The following is a 19,435-nucleotide window of genomic DNA, read 5'->3' as shown; positions in this document are numbered from 1 at the left end:
GGGCTCGTCGGGCGTCGGGGCGTCGGGCGCGGGCTCGTCGGGCGTCGGGGCGCCGGCGTCCGCCGGCCCGTGGGCCTGGCCAGCGGCGCCAGCGGGCGGTTCGCCCCGGCCGGACCGCAGCGCGCCGACCAGCCCGAGTACGCCGAGCAGGATCAGCCCGCCAGCGACGATCCAGCCGACCCGGGGCAGCGGTACGTCGACGGACTGGGCGATCAGCCACCAACCTGCGATCAGGATGAAGATCAGCCCGAAGGTGAGGGACACGCCGTCGGTGCGGTGCCGTTTCATCGGATGACCTCCAGGTCGCCAGCGTTGAGTTCGATCCGCAGGGTGAGTTCGCCGCCTCCGGTCCCGTCGGGTCCGAGGTCCGACACGACGCGACGGCCCTGCTCGAAGCCGTCCCAGTGGTGTCCGAGCACCTTCGCGTTGCCGGCGTTCATGTCGGTTTCGGTCCGGACGTCGACCTCGTCCGGCAGGTAGATGCGGAGTTTGCCGAACGACAGCGAGACCGTCACGTCCTTCTGCCGGTCGGTGAAGTCCACGTCGCGCAGGTCCAGCACGGCATCACCGATCGTCGCCGCGTAGCGTGAATTCACCTGTTCGTAGGTCGTCGGTTTCCACACCGTTGGCTCTGAGGTGGCCTCCTTCGCCGACTCAGCGAGGCTGGAGACACCGACCGCCGCAGCGGCCGTCAGACCCAGCGCGATGAGCCAGCGGGCCCGGCCGATCCAGGCCCCGACCAGCAGTCCGACCGCGATCGTGGCGAGCACCGCCGCGAAGTAGGCCGAGGGTGGCGTGGGCGCCACGTCGGTCAGGTCGAGCGCGGCGACCAGCCCGAGCACCACGAAGATCATCGAGAAGGTGACGGTGCCCAGCCGGGACCGTTCCTTGCGCCGTGGTGGTGGTGCAGCCGCCGGCGAAGGTGGCACCGGGTACGGCGGGCCCGGAGGGGGCGGGGGGACCTGCCCCGGCGGCCCGCCACGACCCGCGTACGGGCCGTAGGGGGCGAAGGGTGCCCGGTAGCCCCCGGCCGGCGGCTGCGGGCCCACCGGCGGGTAGACCGGCAGCGGGCGGGTCGGTGGCTCGTCCGGCTGTGGCCGGGCCGGCTGCGGCCCGCCGGGTACGAAGTCTGCGGTGGCCGCCGGCTGGTCGGCGGCGACCGGTGCGGCCGCTCCTGCTGCTCCCGCAACCGGTCCGTACGGCGGCGGACCGTACCCGGATGCCGGTGGGCCGTACCCGGGTGGCGGACCGTACCCCGGCGGTGGTTGACCGTATCCCGGCGGTGGCGGCGCCGGGGGCCCGGCCGGTCGTGGGCCGTCCTCCCGGACACTGCGGTTGAGCAACAATGCGCCGCCGATCAGCACCGCTGAGCCGAGCAGGACGGCCCGGAACCCGTCGGTGACGATGAAGCCGAACATGACAGCGGCGAGGATGCCGATCACCAGGACGATGACCGGTGAGGTGCTCGACCGGCCCCGGCCCAGCAACCCTTCCACCGGGGAGGTGCTGTCCCCCTCACTCGGGGTGGCCAGCCATACCACCAGATATACCAGGATGCCGATGCCGCCGAAGAAGCCGAGCACCGCCAGCAGTACCCGCCACAGGACCGGGTCGGTGTTGGTGGCCCGGCCGATGGCCCCGCACACCCCGGCCAGGTACCGGCCCTGACGCGGCCTGACCAACCCGTACCGCGAGGCGAGGGCCTCGGCCTGCGGTGGCGGTGGCTGCCAGCCGTACCCGGTGTTGGGGGCGTCCGTCGGCGGGGCCGACGCGGTCCCGCCGGCCGGCCCCGTTGCTGGATCGGGTGGCTGCGCCGACTCGCCCGCCGGGTCGGGTGGCTGCGCCGGTCTGGTCGCTGGGTCGGGTGGCTGCGCCGGTCCACCTGGCTTGGTCGGGTCGTCGGTCATACTTGTGATCCTCCGTGCCCGGCTGTCCGACCTGCCTCGGGAATCGACCCTGAAGCCACCCTGACTTTCCAGACGGTGGTTGTCCGGGACGTCCCCGTGGTCGCGCGGGTCGTCGCCGTGTGACGATCGAATCCACCGGCCGAATTCACCGCCACCGGGTGCCGGCCGGAATCGGCCGTCAGATCGTCCACGTCCCATCCGCCGAGGAGGCAGCGATCACCACCGCGATCGAGCCGCCACGTCTGTATCGCAGTCGCGAGCAGCGGGTGGTTGCCGGAGTCGCCGCCGGGATCGCCCACCACCTGCGACTGCCGGTGGTCGGCGTACGGGTGGCGTTCGTCGTACTGATCGGGTTCAGCGGACTCGGCGTGCTGCTCTACGCGGCGTTCTGGGCGGTGGTGCCACCGGCGACCGCTGGACCGCCGAAGCGCCGCGACCTGGGCGAACTACTGCCGTTCGTGGCGATCGGTCTCGGTGTCATTTTGATCCAGGTGCTGGTCTTCGAGTCCAGCGGGGTGAGCGCCACCGCCGGCTGGCTGGTGGCGGTCATCGCGGTCGGGACCGGGATCATCTGGCACCAGTCGGCACCAGAGCGGCGGCGGGCCTGGCGGGAGACCCTGCCACAGGTGCCGTGGCTGGGCGCGGTGGTGGACGAGAGCGACCGACGGGCCTTCCTGCTGCGGTTCATCGGCGGCGGACTGCTGGTGGCGGTCGGGGTGATCGGGGTGGTAGCGGTGTACTCGCCCCGTGGTGACTTCGCCGCCGTCGTCAACGGCGTCATCTTCGCCCTGGTCGGTCTCGCCGGCGTCGGGGTGGTCACCGCTCCGGTGCTGTGGCGGACGTTCAACCAGTTGCGCGCCGAGCGGGAGGGCCGGGTCCGGGAGCAGGAGCGGGCCGAACTCGCCGCGATGGTTCACGACCAGGTGCTGCACACCCTGGCGCTGATCCAGCGCAACGCCGCCGACCCGAAGGCCGTGCAGCGGCTGGCCCGGGGTCAGGAGCGGACTCTGCGGAACTGGCTCTACAAGCCGACCGCCTCGCCGACCGAGCGGTTCGCGGCGGCGTTGGAGCAGGTCGCGGCCGAGGTGGAGGACACTTTCGGATTGTCCGTCGAGGCGGTCGTGGTGGGTGACCGGGGCACCGACGAGCGGGTCGGCGCGCTTGTTGCGGCGACCCGGGAGGCGCTGGTCAACGCTGCGCGGCACGCCGGGGTGCAGACCGTGTCGCTGTACGCGGAGGTGGAGCCGGAGCAACTCAGCGTCTTCGTCCGGGACCGGGGCGCGGGCTTCGACCCGGCCCGGGTGGGGGACCACCGGCACGGGGTGCGCGGCTCGATCGTCGGCCGGATGCGCCGGCACGGCGGCCGTGCCGAGATCATCAGTACGCCGGGCTCGGGCACCGAGGTCCGGCTGACGCTGCCGGTCGGGCCGGAGAGCCGGCAACCGGGGCCGCAGAGTCCGCAGCCCACGCCGGACGGCCGACAGCCTGGAGAGGGGCAGACATGAGTGAACCGACCAGCCAGCCGGCGGCGGGTGGGGAGCCGCGCCAGCCGGACGGACGGCGGTTGCGGGTCTTCCTGGTCGACGACCACGCGATGTTCCGCACCGGGGTTCGCGCCGAACTTGGTGTCCACGTGGATGTGGTGGGCGAGGCGAGCGCGGTGGCCGAGGCGGTCAGCGGAATCTCCGCTGTCAGCCCGGACGTGGTGCTGCTCGACGTACACATGCCTGATGGTGGGGGACGGGCGGTGCTGGACGCGGTGCTGCGGGGTTCCGGTCCCGGCGTGGCGCGGCCGTCGGTGCGGTTCCTGGCGCTGAGCGTATCGGATGCGGCGGAGGACGTGATCGGGCTGATCCGGGCCGGCGCCCGTGGATACGTGACGAAGACGATCTCACCGGACGATCTGGCGGCGGCGATCCAACGGGTGGCCGACGGTGACGCGGTGTTCAGCCCTCGGCTGGCCGGGTTCGTGCTGGATGCGTTCGCCGCCCGGGCTGACACGCCGGTGGTGGATCCGGAGCTGGACCAGCTGACCAACCGGGAGCGGGAGGTGCTGCGGCTGCTCGCCCGGGGCTACGCCTACAAGGAGATCGCCAAGGAGTTGTTCATCTCGATCAAGACGGTGGAGACCCACGTCTCGAACGTGTTGCGCAAGCTGCAGATGTCGAACCGGTACGAACTGTCCAGATGGGCGGCGGACCGTCGGCTCATCTGACCGACCAGCGGACTTGCTCTATCTCCCGGATGGTGGGAACCTAGTTGGCGATCCGTCCGCAGTCGAACGTGACGGGCCCTGGTTGTGGGCTTGTGGTGGGTCTGCTGCGGACCGGTGTTAACCCTGAGGTTACAAGCCGGCAATTGCCGTCAATCCGGCATTCGGGCACCTCGGACAAGTGGTGACTATTCGTATTCACTTGACATCAGAACGTGATGGAGGGGTCGCGGGGAAGGTCACACGAGGGCGTTCCTACTCTGCGGTAATAAGGGTTGTACAGTGGTCCGATGCCCAGGTCAGGGCGGGTCTGAGCGACGGTTGAGTGATCTTGACCGGAGTATCGGGGCCGTCCCGGCCGCGTATCACCTTGATAACGGCACCTTCACGCAACGGGCTACCTGGTGTCACAGTGTCAGTCACCTCACAACCCCCCCGTGAGCGCCCTGAGGAGGCTCTCCCATGCGTGGGAAAACCCTAAAGGTGGCGGTCGCAGCGACCGCCATCGCTCTGTTCGCCACCGCTTGCAGTAGCGACGGCGAAGACACCACGGAGAACAACAACTCCGGCGGTACGCTTCGCATCTATGCCTCGGAGCCGGCGTTCCTGCTGCCGTCCGCTGGTGACGACGAGCCGTCCATCCTGGTCATCCGCCAGCTCTACCGTGGTCTGGTCAAATACAACGCCGAGACCGGTGAGCCGGAGAACGACCTCGCCGAGTCGATCGAGTCCGAGGACAACAAGACCTGGACGGTCACGCTCAAGGACGGCTACACCTTCGACAACGGTGAGCCGGTCAACGCCGACGCCTTCATCCGGGCGTGGAACTACACGGCGTACGGGCCGAACGCCCAGAACAACGCGTACTTCATGAAGCGCATCGTCGGCATCGACGAGGTCAGCGGCGAGGAGCCGGCGGCCGAGGAGCTCTCCGGCCTGCAGCGGGTCGACGACCTGACCTTCACCGTCGAGCTGAAGGAGCCGTTCGCCGGCTTCCCGGCGATCGTCGGCTACTCCGGCTTCTTCCCGATGGCCGAGGCCTGCCTCGCGGACACCGACGCCTGCAACGAGACCCCGATCGGCAACGGTCCGTACAAGATCGAGGGCAGCTGGGAGCACGACCAGCGGATCCAGTTGGCGCGCAGCGAGACCTGGGCCGGTGAGGAAGAGGGCGCGGCCGACGTCCTGGACTACAAGATCTACGCCGATGTGGACGCCGGCTACGCCGCCTTCCAGTCCGGCGAGCTGGACGTGATGTACACCATCCCGCCGGCGCGGTACCAGGAGGCCAAGCAGCAGTACGGCGACCGGATGTACGAGGCCCCCGGCGACAGCTTCACCTACGTCGGCTTCCCGACCTACGACGAGCGCTTCGCCGACAAGCGGGTCCGGCAGGCCTTCTCGCTCGCGATCGACCGGCAGGGCATCATCGACGCCGTCTTCGACGGCCGGTTCACCCCCGCTGAGGGCGTCGTGGCGCCGACCTTCGACGGCTACCGCCCGGGTGTCTGCGAGTACTGCACCCAGGACGTCGACCGGGCCAAGGAGCTGCTGGAAGAGGCTGGCGGCTGGGACGGCGAGCCGCTGGTGCTGTGGGCCAACGCCGGTGCCGGTCACGAGCAGTGGCTGCAGGCGGTCGGTGACCAGCTGAAGGCCGCGCTGGGCATCGACTACGAGCTGAAGGTCAACCTGCAGTTCCCCGAGTACCTGGCGACCGCCGACGAGAAGGAGTTCACCGGTCCGTTCCGGCTCGGCTGGGGCCCGGACTACCCGGTGGTCGAGACCTACCTCTACCCGCTCTACGGCTCCGGTTCGGACAGCAACGCGTCCGGCTACAACAACCCCGACTTCGACGCGCTGATCGCCCAGGGCGACGCCGCGGCGGACCTCGAGGCGGCGATCCCGTTCTACAACCAGGCCGAGGACATCATCGTGGAGGACATGCCGGTCATCCCGATGTGGTTCAGCAAGATCGCCGCGCTGTACGGCGAGAACGTCGACGAGTTCCACTGGAACAAGATCTCGGACGCTGAGTACGGCAAGATCACTCTGAAGAACTCCTGACCTGCGAGTCTGACTGATCAAGTCGTAACGCGACGTGGCGGCAACGGGAACTCCCACGAGGGGCCTGTTGCCGCCACGTTTAGCGCCGAGAGGAGACCCCCCAGATGGGGCGCTACGTCATCCGACGGTTGCTCCAGTTCATCCCCACCGTGCTGGGCACCATGTTCCTACTGCACTACGTCACGTCGCTGGGCATCCAGTTCAGCGGCAACCCGGTCCGGGCGATCTTCGGCGACCGCAAGCCGACCGAAGCTCAGCTCGCCGCCATGACCGAGAAGCTCGGCTTCGGCGACCCCTGCCTGGAGCAGCCGGGCAACCCGTGCTTCGGTCTGTTCTTCGACCGCCTGCAGGACATCTTCCTGCGCTTCGACTTCGGCATCAACCTGCAGCAGGAGCCGGTCACCGAACTGGTCTCCCGGGCCCTGCCGCACACCCTCAAGCTGGTGCTCATCGCCATCGTCTTCGAGGCGATCATCGGCATCTTCGCCGGCGTCCTGGCCGGTCTGCGTAACGGCAGCTTCTGGGACTACCTGGTGAAGATCTCCACGGTCTTCGTCATCTCTGTGCCGATCTTCGTCCTCGGTGTCGTGGTCCGCCAGTACGTCGGCGTCGAGTTCGGCAACGTCCTGCGCGAGCAGGCCTGGATACCCGAGGTGATCTCGCGCGGGGTCTTCGGCGCCGGGTTCATCGCCGACTATCCGACCGCCAGCCTGGTCATCCCCGGCATGGTGCTCGGCGCAATCTCCCTGGCCACCACCGCCCGGCTCACCCGGACCAGCATCATGGAGAACATCCGGGCCGACTACGTGCGTACCGCCAAGGCCAAGGGTCTGGCGAACCGGCGGGTCATCGGCGTGCACACGCTGCGCAACTCGCTCATCCCGGTGATCACGTACCTCGGTGTCGACATCGGTGGCCTGATGGGCGGCGCGGTGGTCACCGAGCGGATCTTCAACGTACGCGGTATCGGATCATTGGTCGCCCAGGCCGCCACCTCCGGTGAAGCCTCGGTGGCGATCGGCGTGGTGACCATGCTGGTCATGGTCTTCCTGTTGGTGAACCTGCTGGTGGACCTGCTTTACGCGGTCCTCGACCCGAGGATCCGCTATGAGTGATCGCAATGGACCGAACATCCGGCCCGGTGCCGTGCCGATCCACGGCGGACCGAGCGTAGCGAGGTGCCACCATGAGTGACCCGACCCATCCCACTGCCCCCGCTGGCGGCACCGAGGTGGCACCACCGCCACCCGAACCGGCCCCGGCCACCACCGAACGCAACGCCAGCCTGTGGGCCGACGCCCGGCGGCAACTGCTGCGTGACCCGGTCTTCATCGCCGCGTCGATCTACGTGCTGCTGGTCGCGTCGATGGCCGCCTTCCCCACCCTGTGGACCCGGCAGGACCCGCGCGCCTGTGACGTCCAGCGGACCCGGATCGCGCCCAGCTGGGAGCACCCGTTCGGGTTCAACAACCTGGGCTGCGACTACTACTCGCACGCCATCCACGGGGCCCGACCGTCGCTGCAGATCGCGATCTTCGCCACGCTGGGCATCGTCCTTCTCGGCGGCACCGCCGGGCTGCTCGCCGGCTACTTCGGCGGCTGGGTGGACGCGATCATCTCGCGGATCACCGACATCTTCTTCTCGCTGCCGTTCCTGCTCGGTGCGATCGTCTTCCTGACCGTGATCAAGCAGCAGAACGTCTGGACGCTGGCCGCTGTTCTGATCGTGCTCGGCTGGACCACCATCGCCCGGATCATGCGCGGCAGCGTGCTCTCCTCCAAGGGCCTTGACTACGTGCAGGCGGCCAAGGCGATGGGGGCCGGGCACGGCCGGCTGATGTTCCGGCACATCCTGCCGAACGCGATCGCCCCGTTGGTCGTCTACGCGACGATCACCCTGGGTGCGTTCGTCTCCGCCGAGGCGACGCTGACCTACCTCGGTGTCGGCCTGCAGCCACCGGAGGAGTCCTGGGGCATCATGATCTCCCAGCACCAGGTCTACTTCCTGGACCACCCGTGGCTGCTGCTCTTCCCGTGTGGGCTGCTGGTCGGCACGGTGCTCTCCTTCATCCTCATGGGCGACGCGCTGCGCGACGCCCTCGACCCGAAGCTGCGGTGAGGTGAGCCATGGCGACAGACAGAGACATCACCGCCACCATCGACGCGCTGCCCGGGCTCGACGCCAGCGCACCGCCGCTGGAGGTCAACGACCTGCAGGTCGAGTTCCGCACCCGCAACGGCATCGCCCGCGCGGTCAACGGGGTGAGCTTCTCGTTGCAGGCCGGCGAGACCCTGGCCATCCTGGGTGAGTCCGGCTGCGGAAAGAGCGTCACCGCCCAGGCGATCATGGGGATCATCGACTCACCGCCCGGGTTCGTCACCGGCGGCGAGATCAAGTACCGGGGCGTGGACCTGCTCAAGCTGCCCGAATCGCAGCGACGCAAGATCCGGGCCAACCGGATCGCGATGATCTTCCAGGACGCGCTGTCGGCGTTGAACCCGGTGTTCACCGTCGGCTTCCAGCTCTCCGAGCTGTTCCGCAAGCACCGGGGGATGTCCCGGGCCGACGGTAAGGCCCGGGCGGTCGAACTGCTCGACCTGGTGAAGATCCCGGCCGCCAAACAGCGGGTCAGCGACTTCCCGCACCAGTTCTCCGGCGGCATGCGCCAGCGGGTGATGATCGCGATGGCGTTGGCTCTCGACCCCGAGGTGCTGATCGCCGACGAGCCGACCACCGCCCTCGACGTCACCGTCCAGGCCCAGGTGATGGCCCTGCTCGCGGAGCTGCAGCGGGAACGCAACATGGGCCTGGTGCTGATCACCCACGACATGGGGGTGGTGGCCGACGTCGCCGACCGGATCTCGGTCATGTACGCCGGCCGGGTCGTCGAGGAGGCGCCGGTACGGGACATCTACGCCTCGCCGGCCCACCCGTACACCAAGGCGCTGCTGGAATCGATCCCCCGGATCGATCTCAAGGGCCAGGAGCTGAACGTCATCAAGGGCCTGCCGCCCGCGTTGACGAACATTCCGGCCGGCTGCTCGTTCAACCCGCGCTGCCGGTACGCGCAGGACGTCTGCCGGGTCGACCCGGAGCCGGCGCGGTTCGCGGTGGCCCCGACCCGGACCTCCGCCTGCCACTTCTGGAAGGAGGTCAAGGGCGATGAGTGACGTTGTCCTGGAGACCAAGGACCTGGTCAAGCACTTTCCGCTGACCCAGGGCATCCTGTTCAAAAGGCAGATCGGCGCGGTCCGCGCGGTGGACGGGATCAACCTGCAGCTGCACCGGGGCGAGACGCTCGGCATCGTCGGCGAGTCCGGGTGCGGCAAGTCCACCCTGGCCAAGCTACTGGTCGGGTTGGAGACCCCGTCGTCCGGCTCGATCGTGGTGCACGGTGCGGACATCGCCGGCCGCAGCGGTGCCGAGATGCGCCGGGCCCGGCGCAACATCCAGCTGGTGATGCAGGACCCGTACACCTCGCTGAACCCGCGGATGACGGTCGGCGACCTGATCGGCGAGCCGTTCGAGATCCACCCGGACGTGGCACCGAAGAGCGACCGTAGCCGCCGGGTCCAGGAACTGCTGGAGCTGGTCGGTCTCAACCCGGACCACATCAACCGCTACCCGCACCAGTTCTCCGGCGGGCAGCGGCAGCGGATCGGCATCGCCCGGGCGCTCGCGCTGCGCCCGGAGATCATCCTCTGCGACGAGCCGGTCTCCGCGCTGGACGTGTCGATCCAGGCTCAGGTGATCAACCTGCTGGAGCAGCTGCAGAAGGAACTGGGGCTGTCGTACATCTTCATCGCCCACGACCTGTCGGTGGTGCGGCACATCGCGCACCGGGTCGGCGTGATGTACCTCGGCAAGATCGCAGAGATCGGCACCGAGGAGGAGATCTACGAGCAGCCGACCCACCCGTACACCCAGGCGCTGCTCTCCGCGGTCCCGCTGCCCGACCCGACGGTACGCGGCCTGCGGGACCAGATCGTGCTGGAAGGCGACGTGCCGTCACCGGCCGACCCGCCGTCGGGCTGCCGGTTCCGGACCCGCTGCTGGAAGGCACAGGACATCTGCGCCGCCGAGGAGCCGACCCTGACGGTACGGGCGACTTCGGCGCACCCCAGCGCCTGCCACTTCGCCGAGGTGCGCGACGTCGTGCACGTCACCGAGTAGTCCCGGCGCCGGCCCGCTCGTCGCCGCGCGTCACGTCGACGCATGGCAGGAGTGGGCCGGCCGGCCGCCCACGTGGGTTCTGGCCGGCGGGCTACCGTGAGCGCCGGCCGGTGATCACAGCGGGCCGCGGCCTGCCCGCAGCACCAGCAGCGCCAGCTGGATGCCGTCGGCACCCAACTCCGACCGGTAGCGGTCGACGATCTCGCGTTCCCGGGAGAGCACCAGCCGGGTGCCGCCCGAGGCGATCCGGACCGCGCCCACCTGCCTCGACAGCTCGGCCCGTTCCTTCCAGAGCGCGATCAGCGCGTCGTCGATCTCGTTGATCCTGTTCCGGATGGCCAGAATGCGGTCGGCCGCCTCCGGCGCGTCCGTCCCGGTCTGTTGCCGACCGTCGGATCGCCCTGCCGAGCCGGTCGCGCCGGGTTGGCTCGCCTCCTCGGCGGTCCCGGCCGGTGGCGTCGCGCTGCTGTCGGCGGTGTGCGCAACGGCGTTGGTCCCCATGTCCTGCCTCCTGGACTGTCCGGCCCCGGTGGACGCGGAACCCGGAACGCGAAGTGCCCCGGGCTCTCGCGAGAGCCCGGGGCACTTGTAGGTCTGATGATCAGGCGCGACCTACGGCAACCGGACTCCCGGAACCGTAGCTAAAGAAAAATCGTGCCTGGCGGATCACGCTACGAGTATGCCCAGGCTGGCAACGTCAGCGCAAGAATTCCGCCATCCTCTGGGAAGGCGCCCAGGGTGTGCTGGCGGTGGCCCCGGGCCGGGCGACCCGCGCACGCGTGGCGGGCCTGGCGGCGCGGGGCTGTCGGTCGTGCGGCATAGACTCGCCGTGCGATGCATCCACTCTTCGAAACCCCAGCGGCCCCATCCGCACCAGCCACGGATCGGGGCGGTCCGCCGGCTGAGCCCAATTTGGCCGGCCGGGGGCCGGCTGAGCCCCGTGCGGCCGGCCGGGGGCCGGCTGAGCCCCGTGCGGCCGGCCGGGGGCCGGCTGAGCCCAATCTGGCCGGCGCCGCGCTGCTGACCGGGCTCAACGGCCCGCAGCGGGAGGCGGTCACCCACGCCGGTGGCCCGCTGCTCATCGTGGCCGGCGCCGGCTCCGGCAAGACCAAGGTGCTCACCCACCGGATCGCGTACCTGCTCGCGGCCCGGCAGACCCACCCCGGTGAGGTGCTGGCGATCACCTTCACCAACAAGGCGGCCGGTGAGCTGAAGGAGCGGGTCGGCAACCTGGTCGGGCCGCGGGCCCGGATGATGTGGGTCTCCACCTTCCACTCCGCCTGTGTGCGGATTCTGCGGGCCGAGCATGAGCACGCCGGGCTGAAGTCGACGTTCTCCATCTACGACGCGGACGACTCACGGCGACTGATGCAACTGGTCGCCCGGGAGCTCGACCTGGATCCGAAGCGCTACCCGGCCCGGGGGCTGGCCACCCAGGTGTCGAACCTGAAGAACGAGCTGGTCGACCCGGAGACGTTTACTGACCGGGCGGCCGGCCCCAACGAGCGGGCTCTGGCCGAGGCGTACACGCTCTACCAGCGTCGGCTGCGCGAGGCGCACGCGCTCGACTTCGACGACCTGATCATGACGACGGTGCACCTGCTGCAGGCCCACCCGCACGTGGCCGGCAGCTACCGACGGCGGTTCCGCCACGTGCTGGTCGACGAGTACCAGGACACCAACCACGCGCAGTATCAGCTGGTCAAGGAACTGGTGGGGGACGGTTCGGACGACGTACCGCCGGGGGAGCTCTGCGTGGTCGGCGACGCCGACCAGTCCATCTACGCGTTCCGGGGCGCCACCATCCGCAACATCCTGGAGTTCGAGCGGGACTTCGCCCAGGCCCGCACGATCCTGCTGGAGCAGAACTACCGCTCCACCCAGACGATCCTGACCGCCGCCAACGCGGTGATCACCAACAACGCCGGTCGCAAGCCGAAGCGGCTGTGGAGCGACCAGGGCGACGGCGAGCGGATCGTCGGCTACGTCGCCGACACCGAGCACGCCGAGGCGGACTGGGCGGCCCGGCAGATCGACCGGTTGTGCGACGACGGCGCGGCCCGGCCGGGCGACGTGGCGGTCTTCTACCGCACCAACGCGCAGTCCCGGGTCTTCGAGGAGGTCTTCATCCGGGTCGGCCTGCCGTACAAGGTGGTCGGCGGGGTGCGCTTCTATGAGCGCAAGGAGGTCCGCGACGCGCTGGCCTACCTACGGGCGGTGGTCAACGCCGACGACACGGTGAGCATCCGGCGGGTGCTGAACACGCCGCGTCGGGGCATCGGCGACCGGGCCGAGGCGTGTATCGAGGCGCTGGCCGCCCGCGAACGGATCTCGTTCGGTGCCGCGCTGGGGCGGGCGGCCGAGGCACCGGGGATCTCGACCCGGGCGGTGAACGCAATCGCCGACTTCGTGGCGCTGCTCGACGGGGTACGGGAGCAGTTGGCCACCACCACCCCGGAGGAGGCGTTGGAGTCGGTGCTGCTGCGCTCGGGTTACCTGACCGAGCTGGAGGAGAGCCTGGATCCGCAGGACGCCGGTCGGGTGGAGAACCTGCAGGAGCTGGTCAGCGTGGCCCGCGAGTACACCGAGCGGGTCGAGGCGTCCGACGAGCCGGCGACGGTCGCCGGTTTCCTGGAGCAGGTCGCGCTGGTCGCCGACGCCGACCAGGTGCCCGACGACGATCCGGACCACCAGGGTGTGGTCACCCTGATGACCCTGCACACCGCCAAGGGCCTGGAGTTCCCGGTGGTCTTCCTGACCGGCCTGGAGGACGGCGTCTTCCCGCACCTGCGGGCCCTCGGCGACACCGGGGAGCTGGAGGAGGAGCGGCGGCTGGCGTACGTCGGGATCACCCGGGCCCGGCAGCGCCTGTTCCTGTCCCGGTCGGTGACCCGCGCCGCGTGGGGGCAGCCGGCGTACAACCCGCCGTCGCGGTTCCTCTCCGAGCTGCCGGCCGAGCTGGTCCGCTGGGAGCGGACCGAGGCCGCGTACACCTCCTGGTCGGGCACGGGTGGCGGGGTCGGTGGGCGGTCGGCCGCCGCGGACCGGTCACCGGTCGCCCGCGGCGGCGGCTTCGCCGGCGGCACGCCGAAAGCCGCCCGCCTCGCCCAGCGGCTCGGGGTGGACCCGAGCCGGCTGAGCACCGCCAGCGAGCTGCACACCGCGCCCAAGGTGACGGTGGGGGAGCGGGTCAACCACCAGCGGTACGGGCTGGGTCGGGTGCTGGCGGTGGAGGGGCACGGGCCGGGCGCCAGGGCCCAGGTCGACTTCGGCGACCAGACGATGTGGCTGGTGCTGCGGCACGCGCCGATCGAGAAGGTCTGACCCCGGGCCCGTACCGCAGCGGTCAGCAGCCCAGGTCGACGCCGCGTTCGCGCATCCACGGGGCCGGGTCCACCTGGCTCCACAGCCCGCCGACGTGCACCTCGAAGTGCAGGTGCGGGCCGGTGGAGTCGCCGGTGGAGCCCTCCGCACCGATGGTGTCCCCGGGGGCCACCCGGTCGCCGACCGAGACGCTGGTCGCGGAGAGGTGCGCGTAGTGGGTGAGCACACCCCCGCCGTGGTCGATCACCACCGAGATGCCGTAACCGGTGTACGCCCAGCCGGCGACCTGCACCGTCCCGGCGCCGGCGGCGAGCACCGGGGTGCCGGCCGGCAGGGCCAGGTCGATCCCGGCGTGCAGCACGCCCCAGCGCTGGCCGTAGCAGGAGGTGATCTGGGCGCCGGGCATCGGGGTGACCCAGTCGGCCGTGCTGGCCGCTGTACTCGGCTGCGCCGCCGCTGCGGTCGTGGCCGGGTCATTGCCGTCACTGTCGCCGTCGGTCTGCCTCGCGGCGTCGTCGGCCGACCTCGCGGTCTCGTCGTCGGTCCCGGTCGGCGTGGCGTCGCCGGCTGCTTCGGTCGGGTCCGCCGGTTGACCGGTCTCCTCGGCGCGGCTGGTGCTGCTGTCCGTGGGCGCCGGGCCGAAGCCGGTCTCGTCCCCGCTGCTGTCCGGGGTGGCCGTCGGCTGACGGGTGCTCCGGTCGGCGCGTCCCGCCGAGTCGGCCCGGTCGGCGAGGGCCGAGGTCGTCGCCGGATCGGTCGCGGTGGGGTCGGGGGCGGAGTTGAGTGCGGTGGCGGCGCCGCCGATACCGAGGGCCGCGACGGCCAGCACGGTGAGTGCGGCGGTACGGGTCCGGCGGCCGAACTCCGCCACCTGGGCGTGCCTGCCGGGCGGAACCAGCCGGTGCAGCCCTGGTGACCGACGCCGGGTCGAGGGCTCGCTGCGCTCCGTGGGCTCAGGGTGCGACACGGGGGTGACCTCCGTGGTTAAGGGGGGCACGGACCCGGAAATGGTGGTGTGCCAGGCACAGAGGGTGGGTACCGGGTAGCCGGAGAAGTCGGCGCGTACTGCCCGGAGGCCGGAATTTCGTGACTCTCCGTGGTCAGATGGGGGATTTGCTGGCCGGGACGACAGTGGTGCAGCTCACAAAATCCAATGTGACGTAGGACATATTCTCGCTGCTAGGTGCGAGCGGACTGCACAAAAACCGCTCAGACCGTACGGTCTGAGCGGTTTTTGTCAGTCAGTCAGTGTCAGGGCTCGACGACGCCGCCGTAGATCGCCTCGACCTGCAGTTTGAGGTCCACTCCCTTGCCCCGCAGCCACGTGATCGGGTCCTGCGGCTCCGAGTCCACGTGCACCTCGAGGTGCAGGTGGGCACCGTAGGAGTGGCCGGTGTTGCCGACGTCGCCGAGCAGGTCACCGGCTTCCACTCGCTGACCGGCGGTGACCCGTAGCCGGGACGCATGGCCGTAGACGGCCTCGGTTCCGTCGTCGTGCTTGACGATCACGCAGTAGCCGTAGCCGCCGTTCCAGCCGGCGAGGGTGACCGTGCCGGCGTGGATCGAGTGGAACGGGGTGCCCTCGGCGGCGGCCAGGTCGACGCCGGCGTGCAGCTTCCCCCAGCGCATGCCGTACGGGGAGGTGAAGGTGTAGCCGCGCAGTGGCAGCATCCAGACGTCGGGAGCGGCCTGGGTCATCGAGGTGGCCGGCGTCCGGTCGGCGTCCCGGGAGGCGCGCTCGGCGTCCTCGGCCCGCTCGCTGATCTGGCTGTCCAGGTCGAGGGCCTGGTCGTCGATCTCCAGGGCCTGGTCGCTCAGCGCGACGCTGTTCTCCAGGTCGGCCAGGGCCGACGGGCTGAGTGTCTTGGCGTCGGGCATCGCGCTGGCCCCGAGGGCGACGACACCCGCGCCGACGACGGCGGTGGTCATGACCGCCGCGTAGCGGCTACGAGGTGGAGTCGGTACGCGGCGACGACCCCGATATCGATCGGGCTCTGACGACAGGCGCTGGCGCACGCACACCCTCCATCGGCGGGTAGTTCGGCGGCGGTGCGAGCATCCGGGACCCTCGTTGCGGAACCTGGGATTAACGCTCGTTGGCCGGGTTGGTTCTGGCCGGAGCCAGAGGACAACCGTGGACACGGTAGCCAACCCCTAGGGCCGCCACAACCCGACTCGCGAAAAACTGTTGACGATCTGCGACCGTCCGTTGTGTATTGCCCGATTTCGTAACCTTTTATCGGGCCACTCGTTGGTAACTGCTGGTTACATTGAGCAATACTTATCGTGCGTTCAGTCAGGGTGGATCGGGGTTGCGGCTCAGGGTCGGCCGGGCTGCCGCCGATGTGCCGAGGTTGGTTAACCTTCGTTAAGGATCGACCGGTCGGCAGGAGGCGCGCAGCGATGGAGACTCGGATCCGGGTGGTGGTGGCAAAGCCTGGCCTCGACGGCCACGACCGCGGTGTCAAAGTGGTGGCCAGGGCGTTGCGGGACGCCGGCATCGAAGTCATCTACACCGGTCTGCACCAGACACCGGAGCAGATCGTCGAGACCGCCATCCAGGAGGATGCCGACGCCATCGGGCTCTCCGTGCTGTCCGGCGCGCATCTCACGCTGTTCCGCCGAGTGCTCGACCTGCTGCGCGAGCGGGGTGCGGACGACATCGTGGTCTTCGGTGGAGGCATCGTCCCCGACGAGGACGTCGCGGCACTCAGCGCGCTCGGCGTGGCCAGGATCTTCACCCCCGGGGCGAGCACCGCCGACATCGTCGACTGGGTCCGCGGCAACGTCCCCACCCACTGCATTGGCAACGTCCCTGACCAGTGAAGAAGGTGAGAAGGTCACTGAAAGGGTGAGAGGCCGGACGCACCCCTCACACGTCCGGCCTCTCCATGCACGATGCCCCGCCGCCACCCCTCGACCGACAGGGCATCGGCCGCTTTCCGTCGGCCCCGCGCTGCGTTTCCGACACCTCACTCAACGACACCTGTCACCGGGGGTTACGTCGCCGGCACACCTTATTTTCGGGGGCCGTGCCGGTGATCGGGGACCAGCTCGCCGTACGGCTGTGTGGGCGGCTCGCCGGACTCGCCGGATGTGTGCAGTTGCGCACACCGTCCGCCCGCCTACTGGCGTCCCGGGGCCGGGTGGTTAGGCTGCGCCAATGGCCGGTCACCGCTCGTGACCGGGAAATCATCTGATTCTGCACGCTGGCGGCGGCGCGACGGCGCGCCGCAGAGACGGAACGGGACGCGCAAACGTGGACCTGTACGAGTACCAGGGGCGCGAGCTGTTCGAGCGACACGGGTTGCCCGTGCTCGCCGGCGGCGTCGCCACCACCCCGGAAGAGGCCCGCGCGATCGCCGAGCGCCTCGGCGGCCGTGTCGTGGTCAAGGCCCAGGTCAAGGTCGGTGGTCGAGGTAAGGCCGGCGGCGTGAAGCTGGCCGAGGACGCCGACGAGGCGGTCAGTCACGCCACCAACATCCTCGGTATGGACATCAAGGGGCACACCGTCGGCAAGGTGATGTTGACGGTGACCGCCGACATCGCCGACGAGTACTACCTGTCGTACCTGCTGGACCGGGCCAACCGCACCTTCCTCTGCATCGCCAGTGTCGCGGGCGGGATGGACATCGAGCAGGTCGCCGCCGAGACTCCGGAGCGGGTGGCGAAAATCGCCATCGACGCCAACGTCGGGGTGGACGAGGCCAAGGCCGCCGAGATCGCCGCCGCCGCCGGCTTCCCGGCCGAGCTCACCGACCAGATCACCGAGATCGCGGTCCGCCTCTGGCAGGCGTTCATCGCCGAGGACGCCACCCTGGTCGAGGTGAACCCGCTGGCCCGGACCCCCGAGGGCCGGGTGCTCTGCCTCGACGCCAAGGTCACCCTGGACGAGAACGCCGGTTTCCGGCACCCCGACCACGAGGCGATGGTCGACCAGTCGGCGGTTGACCCGCTGGAGCAGCGGGCCAAGGAGAAGGACCTCAACTACGTCAAGCTCGACGGCTCGGTCGGCATCATCGGCAACGGGGCCGGCCTGGTCATGTCCACCCTCGACGTGGTGGCGTACGCCGGCGAGGCGCACGGCGGCGTCAAACCCGCCAACTTCCTCGACATCGGCGGCGGCGCCAGCGCGGCGGTGATGGCCAACGGGCTGGAGATCGTGCTCTCCGACCCGGACGTGCGGACCGTGTTCGTCAACGTCTTCGGCGGGATCACCGCCTGCGACGAGGTGGCCAATGGCGTCGTCCAGGCGCTGGCCCTGCTCGAACAGCGCGGAGAGACGGTGACAAAGCCGCTCGTCGTCCGGCTGGACGGCAACAACGCCGAGGCGGGCCGGGCGATCCTCGACTCGGCCGCCAACCCCCTCGTCGAGCGGGTCGACACCATGGACGGAGCGGCCGAGCGGGCCGCGCAGCTCGCCGCAGCGGCGTCCGGCCGCCCGGAAGGACAGTGATCGAGATGGCGATCTGGCTGACCAAGGACTCCAAGGTCATCGTGCAGGGGATGACCGGCTCCGAGGGCTCCAAGCACACCCGGCGGATGCTTGCCGCCGGCACCACCGTCGTCGGCGGGGTCAACCCACGCAAGGCCGGACAGCAGGTCGAGTTCGGCGACACCCGACTGCCGGTGTTCGCCAACGTCGGCGAGGCGATGAAGGAGACCGGGGCCGACGTCACGGTCATCTTCGTCCCACCGGCGTTCTGCAAGGCGGCGGTGATCGAGGCTGTCGACGCGGAGATCCCGCTCGCCGTGGTGATCACCGAAGGCATCCCGGTGCACGACTCGACCGCCTTCTGGGCCCACAACACGGCAAAGGGCGGCAAGACCCGGATCATCGGACCGAACTGCCCGGGCATCGCCTCCCCAGGGGCCTCCAACGCCGGCATCATCCCGGCGGACATCACCCCGGCTGGCCGGATCGGCCTGGTCAGCAAGAGCGGCACGCTGACCTACCAGCTGATGTACGAGCTGCGCGACATCGGCTTCTCCACCTGCGTCGGCATCGGCGGTGACCCGGTCATCGGCACCACCCACATCGACGCGCTGGCCGCCTTCCAGGAGGACCCGGAGACCGACGCGATCGTGATGATCGGCGAGATCGGCGGCGACGCCGAGGAGCGGGCTGCGGAGTTCATCAAGGCGAACGTGACCAAGCCGGTGGTCGGCTACATCGCCGGGTTCACCGCCCCGCCCGGCAAGACGATGGGCCATGCCGGTGCGATCATCTCCGGCTCGGCGGGCACCGCCGACGCCAAGAAGGTCGCGCTGGAGGCGGCCGGCGTCAAGGTCGGCCGTACGCCGAGCGAGACCGCCCGGCTGATGCGCCAGGTGATCACCGGCGGCTGACCGGCCACAACCGACACGGGCCGTCGGTCGGGGGACCGGTCGACGGCCGTCGTCGTGTGGTCAGCCGATCGGGTAGGTCCCGGTGGCCCAGAAGCTGGCGTTGGCGATGATGTTCAGCACGCTCAGCACGATCGCCACCCAGCCCAGCACCGGGGACTTACGGAAGCGGTTGGCGTCGCGGATCGACAGTGCGCCGAAGACGATGCCGAGGATGCCGCAACAGAGCAGGCCGACCACGATGCCGAGCACACCCCACAGGGTGCTGCGGTCGCTGCCGGCCGACGCCGCGGCCGGTGGATACTGGGCCATTGGCAGGGTCCCCCGTCAACTCGACAGCCGCCGTCGTCGACGGCGCGGTTCAGCACCGAGCGTACGGCCAAATGACCGGAATGTCGGCGGGTTCGG

General features: G+C 69.8%; 18 protein-coding genes. 12 read left to right on the top strand and 6 right to left on the bottom strand.

The window, feature by feature from the left end; all coding sequences use genetic code 11:
• Window positions 1-288 (bottom strand): hypothetical protein (locus ACFHWT_RS22085; RefSeq protein ID WP_416596569.1); only part of this gene is annotated, 288 nt, incomplete at its 3' end.
• Entirely contained in the window at window positions 285-1,907 is a 1,623-nt protein-coding gene (locus tag ACFHWT_RS22080) for a PspC domain-containing protein (RefSeq protein WP_416596568.1), read from the bottom strand. The genes ACFHWT_RS22080 and ACFHWT_RS22085, both read right to left, overlap by 4 nt.
• A 215-nt stretch (window positions 1,908-2,122) precedes the next feature.
• On the opposite strand from ACFHWT_RS22080, the gene ACFHWT_RS22075 reads away from it, so the two are divergent.
• The 7 genes from ACFHWT_RS22075 to ACFHWT_RS22045 all read left to right on the top strand — a co-directional run bounded on the left by ACFHWT_RS22075 (window position 2,123) and on the right by ACFHWT_RS22045 (window position 10,357).
• Complete coding sequence (locus tag ACFHWT_RS22075) at window positions 2,123-3,412, top strand: PspC domain-containing protein (protein ID WP_416596573.1); 1,290 nt, start codon at window positions 2,123-2,125, stop codon at window positions 3,410-3,412.
• On the top strand, window positions 3,409-4,122 hold the full coding sequence (locus tag ACFHWT_RS22070) for a LuxR C-terminal-related transcriptional regulator (protein ID WP_416596567.1): 714 nt from the start codon (window positions 3,409-3,411) through the stop codon (window positions 4,120-4,122). Before ACFHWT_RS22075 ends, ACFHWT_RS22070 begins: the two co-directional genes overlap by 4 nt.
• Before the next feature lie 459 nt (window positions 4,123-4,581).
• The gene (locus ACFHWT_RS22065) at window positions 4,582-6,183 is read left to right on the top strand and encodes a peptide ABC transporter substrate-binding protein (protein ID WP_416596566.1); all 1,602 of its coding nucleotides are present in this window, start codon (window positions 4,582-4,584) and stop codon (window positions 6,181-6,183) included.
• A 104-nt stretch (window positions 6,184-6,287) separates the two neighbouring features.
• Window positions 6,288-7,298 carry an ABC transporter permease gene (locus ACFHWT_RS22060; protein ID WP_416596565.1) on the top strand — a complete coding sequence of 337 codons (1,011 nt, stop codon included), beginning with the start codon at window positions 6,288-6,290 and terminating at the stop codon, window positions 7,296-7,298.
• Window positions 7,299-7,369: 71 nt separating this feature from the next.
• The gene (locus tag ACFHWT_RS22055; RefSeq protein WP_348775294.1) at window positions 7,370-8,302 is read left to right on the top strand and encodes an ABC transporter permease; all 933 of its coding nucleotides are present in this window, start codon (window positions 7,370-7,372) and stop codon (window positions 8,300-8,302) included.
• Between the two features lie 8 nt (window positions 8,303-8,310).
• Window positions 8,311-9,354 (top strand): ABC transporter ATP-binding protein, encoded by a 1,044-nt coding sequence (locus ACFHWT_RS22050; RefSeq protein ID WP_416596564.1) that lies wholly within the window; start codon window positions 8,311-8,313, stop codon window positions 9,352-9,354.
• Window positions 9,347-10,357, top strand: a complete 1,011-nt coding sequence (locus ACFHWT_RS22045; RefSeq protein WP_416596563.1) for an ABC transporter ATP-binding protein — start codon at window positions 9,347-9,349, stop codon at window positions 10,355-10,357. The genes ACFHWT_RS22050 and ACFHWT_RS22045 overlap by 8 nt, the downstream gene beginning before the upstream one ends.
• 114 nt (window positions 10,358-10,471) lie before the next feature.
• Here ACFHWT_RS22045 and ACFHWT_RS22040 read toward each other — a convergent pair whose 3' ends face one another.
• Window positions 10,472-10,858, bottom strand: coding sequence for a chorismate mutase (locus tag ACFHWT_RS22040; protein ID WP_416596562.1), 387 nt, complete (start codon window positions 10,856-10,858; stop codon window positions 10,472-10,474).
• 333 nt (window positions 10,859-11,191) lie between these two features.
• Here ACFHWT_RS22040 and pcrA point away from each other — a divergent pair, with 333 nt between their 5' ends.
• Window positions 11,192-13,681 (top strand): DNA helicase PcrA, encoded by a 2,490-nt coding sequence (gene pcrA, locus ACFHWT_RS22035; protein ID WP_416596561.1) that lies wholly within the window; start codon window positions 11,192-11,194, stop codon window positions 13,679-13,681.
• 22 nt (window positions 13,682-13,703) lie between these two features.
• Here pcrA and ACFHWT_RS22030 read toward each other — a convergent pair whose 3' ends face one another.
• Window positions 13,704-14,648 carry a peptidoglycan DD-metalloendopeptidase family protein gene (locus tag ACFHWT_RS22030; protein WP_416596560.1) on the bottom strand — a complete coding sequence of 315 codons (945 nt, stop codon included), beginning with the start codon at window positions 14,646-14,648 and terminating at the stop codon, window positions 13,704-13,706.
• Window positions 14,649-14,932: 284 nt separating this feature from the next.
• Entirely contained in the window at window positions 14,933-15,697 is a 765-nt protein-coding gene (locus tag ACFHWT_RS22025; RefSeq protein ID WP_278173823.1) for a M23 family metallopeptidase, read from the bottom strand.
• Window positions 15,698-16,084: 387 nt separating this feature from the next.
• On the opposite strand from ACFHWT_RS22025, the gene ACFHWT_RS22020 reads away from it, so the two are divergent.
• The 4 genes from ACFHWT_RS22020 (at window position 16,085) to sucD (ending at window position 19,030) form a co-directional block, all read left to right on the top strand.
• Entirely contained in the window at window positions 16,085-16,507 is a 423-nt protein-coding gene (locus ACFHWT_RS22020; RefSeq protein ID WP_416596559.1) for a cobalamin B12-binding domain-containing protein, read from the top strand.
• A 206-nt stretch (window positions 16,508-16,713) separates the two neighbouring features.
• Entirely contained in the window at window positions 16,714-16,881 is a 168-nt protein-coding gene (locus ACFHWT_RS22015) for a hypothetical protein (RefSeq protein ID WP_416596558.1), read from the top strand.
• A 59-nt stretch (window positions 16,882-16,940) separates the two neighbouring features.
• Complete coding sequence (gene sucC, locus ACFHWT_RS22010) at window positions 16,941-18,137, top strand: ADP-forming succinate--CoA ligase subunit beta (RefSeq protein WP_416596557.1); 1,197 nt, start codon at window positions 16,941-16,943, stop codon at window positions 18,135-18,137.
• 5 nt (window positions 18,138-18,142) lie between these two features.
• Window positions 18,143-19,030, top strand: a complete 888-nt coding sequence (gene sucD / locus ACFHWT_RS22005) for a succinate--CoA ligase subunit alpha (protein WP_416596556.1) — start codon at window positions 18,143-18,145, stop codon at window positions 19,028-19,030.
• Window positions 19,031-19,090: 60 nt separating this feature from the next.
• Here the strand turns inward: sucD and ACFHWT_RS22000 are convergent, their stop codons facing one another.
• Window positions 19,091-19,339 (bottom strand): hypothetical protein, encoded by a 249-nt coding sequence (locus ACFHWT_RS22000; RefSeq protein WP_416596555.1) that lies wholly within the window; start codon window positions 19,337-19,339, stop codon window positions 19,091-19,093.
• Between the last annotated feature and the right edge of the window lie 96 nt (window positions 19,340-19,435).

Origin of the sequence: Micromonospora sp. LOL_021 (assembly GCF_048060215.1) — a bacterium.
Lineage (GTDB): Bacteria > Actinomycetota > Actinomycetes > Mycobacteriales > Micromonosporaceae > Micromonospora_E.
The sequence above is the reverse complement of the archived record's forward strand: the minus strand, read 5'-3'. Positions and strand labels throughout refer to the sequence as shown.

Coding starts and splice junctions, on each gene's coding strand:
- ACFHWT_RS22045 (WP_416596563.1), top strand. CDS start 9,347: ATGAGTGACGTTGTCCTGGAGACCAAGGACCTGGTCAAGCACTTTCCG.
- ACFHWT_RS22080 (WP_416596568.1), bottom strand. CDS start 1,907: ATGACCGACGACCCGACCAAGCCAGGTGGACCGGCGCAGCCACCCGAC.
- ACFHWT_RS22060 (WP_416596565.1), top strand. CDS start 6,288: ATGGGGCGCTACGTCATCCGACGGTTGCTCCAGTTCATCCCCACCGTG.
- ACFHWT_RS22050 (WP_416596564.1), top strand. CDS start 8,311: ATGGCGACAGACAGAGACATCACCGCCACCATCGACGCGCTGCCCGGG.
- ACFHWT_RS22055 (WP_348775294.1), top strand. CDS start 7,370: ATGAGTGACCCGACCCATCCCACTGCCCCCGCTGGCGGCACCGAGGTG.
- pcrA (WP_416596561.1), top strand. CDS start 11,192: ATGCATCCACTCTTCGAAACCCCAGCGGCCCCATCCGCACCAGCCACG.
- ACFHWT_RS22070 (WP_416596567.1), top strand. CDS start 3,409: ATGAGTGAACCGACCAGCCAGCCGGCGGCGGGTGGGGAGCCGCGCCAG.
- sucD (WP_416596556.1), top strand. CDS start 18,143: ATGGCGATCTGGCTGACCAAGGACTCCAAGGTCATCGTGCAGGGGATG.
- ACFHWT_RS22000 (WP_416596555.1), bottom strand. CDS start 19,339: ATGGCCCAGTATCCACCGGCCGCGGCGTCGGCCGGCAGCGACCGCAGC.
- ACFHWT_RS22020 (WP_416596559.1), top strand. CDS start 16,085: ATGGAGACTCGGATCCGGGTGGTGGTGGCAAAGCCTGGCCTCGACGGC.
- ACFHWT_RS22065 (WP_416596566.1), top strand. CDS start 4,582: ATGCGTGGGAAAACCCTAAAGGTGGCGGTCGCAGCGACCGCCATCGCT.
- ACFHWT_RS22040 (WP_416596562.1), bottom strand. CDS start 10,858: ATGGGGACCAACGCCGTTGCGCACACCGCCGACAGCAGCGCGACGCCA.